Origin of the sequence: Streptomyces swartbergensis, from assembly GCF_002148965.1 — a bacterium.
Taxonomy (GTDB): domain Bacteria; phylum Actinomycetota; class Actinomycetes; order Streptomycetales; family Streptomycetaceae; genus Streptomyces; species Streptomyces swartbergensis.
On the sequence record NZ_NGFN01000645.1, the window covers coordinates 1 to 1951 of the forward strand.

Genomic DNA, 1951 nt, shown 5'->3' on the forward strand with positions numbered 1-1951 from the left:
GTCCGACACCGACGCGACCATCCTCGCCCCGCTGTGCGCTGCTATCGGCGAGAGCCTCGAGCACGGCCTCGCGGCTCGCGGCTCGCCGCTACGCCCTGGGCTTTGGCTTGATACAGATGAAGAGGCCCTTCGAGGGAACAAGCCCTTCCTTCCCGACATCCCCCTCCTGCATGCATGCGAAGAGCAAGTAGTAGCCCGGGATGGCGACGGCCTGTTTCGGGATTCGGGCCTCGTAGTGACCTGGTGCCGTCGATGTGACGTTGAGGCCGATATAGCGCTGATCCGAGTTGAATGCGTGGGTTGCGCTGCCGCAACGCACAAGTGCGAGCTGGGTGATCGGACCGGGCCCACGAACGTCAACCTCAAGCTTCTCCCCGGAGGCGATGGCCTTGGGAGCGTTGAGGATGCGGGGGCGGCGTCGGCATGTGTACCACGGCTCGTAGATCTCCAGCTCGAGGCGTCGGACGTCCTCCCCGCCAGGTTTTGCGCCGATGTTGCCGCCGCCGGTAAAGACACGGCCGTCGGGCATGAGCAGCGCCGTCGAATGATAGTTGCGCGCGAACTTCGCTGTGCTGAAGGAGCTCTGGTCCCATACCCATCCGTCAGGAGTGCGGATGAGCAGCTCCGGGGCTCTGACCGCAGTGTCATCGTTCCCGCCGTCCGTAACGCCGCCGCACAAGAGCACCTCGCCGCTGGGTAGCAGAACGAGGTTGCTGTTGAGACGCAGGCGTCCGTTGGCCTGGGGACTTCGGTTCCCAGTGATTTTTTGGGGATTTTGTTCGCGAAGGCGTTGCCATGTTAGGGAGTCGAGGGGTTTCTCGGGAGTTCCCAGGTCGATCAGCCAAGCGGAGTCGGCTCCAGTGTCTCCTGCCCGCAGCACCCGGAACCGGAAGCCTTCCTCTTCCAGGAGGGGAAGCAGCGTGGCTGGGGTGTAGAAGTCGACGTACTCGCCCCAGCTCGTGGTGCCTGGCGGAGGAAAGCCGTTGCGCGTCCAGGACACATCCTTTTCTCCTCCAGACCAGCTTGCGCTTCTGCGCGGCACGGTTGAAGGAACGCCCTCTTCAGCAACGATCGGGGTCGCGCTGAACACTTCACCTTCTGGGCCGCTGAACAGACGTGGGTACAGATAGGGCGGTGGGGTTTCTGAGGTGTCGATAGCAGGGGTCTCACCATGGTGACGCCAGAAGTGAGGTTCCCAGGACTCCATAGTGTTGTTGAAGTGCCGGGCCCCGTCCGCTTGGTGGGTGTGGCCGGACAAGGCAAGAATGGCACCGTTGCGGCGGGTGATCAAGGTGGGATACCAGCGTCCGCCAGACATCGACTCTTCCCGCACCCAGTAACGTCCACGTCGCTTCAGAGGGTCGAACGTCCATACGTAGGGCAGGCCGGAGAAGTGTGCGCCGTGAGGTGCTGCCGCATCTTCCAGCCACTTTTCCGTCCCACCGGCGACCAACAGTTTTCCGTCAGGCGCAAAGGCGTGCCCTGAACAGAAGACGTCGGTGGTCGGAGCATCAATTTTTTCCAGGGTTAGCGTGGCGCAGTCGAAAAGTTCGCAGTGGTCGATGTYCTGGGGGTTTGCTACGAGCTGAGCCCGATTATGTTGATCACCGCTGAAAATGACGATCTTGCCGGTGTGGACGAGAGCGGCGTGGATGGCGAAGGAACGGGCCAAGAGGTTGCCGCCGTTCTCATCCTCCACGCGGAACCAGCGCCCGCTGCGGGCCGAGGTCGCGCGGTAATTCCGAGAAATAGGGCTGACGACACCACAGAGCTCCTGGCGTGCGTTCAGTTTTGCGCGCGCGGGGATATCGACATCTACCGGCATGCTCGGCGCGCCAGCCTCCCATCGACCAAGCTCCACGTCGTTTGCCAGGAGAACCACGGTCGCCCCCGGCTTGAGTCGGCTAAGAGTCAGCTTGTGTGGCGTGGCGCAGACGGGCCCATCGATGCG

At 62.8% G+C, this 1951-nt stretch carries 1 protein-coding gene; it reads right to left on the reverse strand.

All coding sequences use genetic code 11. The features are described 5' to 3' along the window. Positions 1–88: 88 nt before the first annotated feature. Positions 89–1951 (reverse strand): glyoxal oxidase (locus tag CA983_RS43175; protein ID WP_208637177.1); only part of this gene is annotated, 1863 nt, incomplete at its 5' end.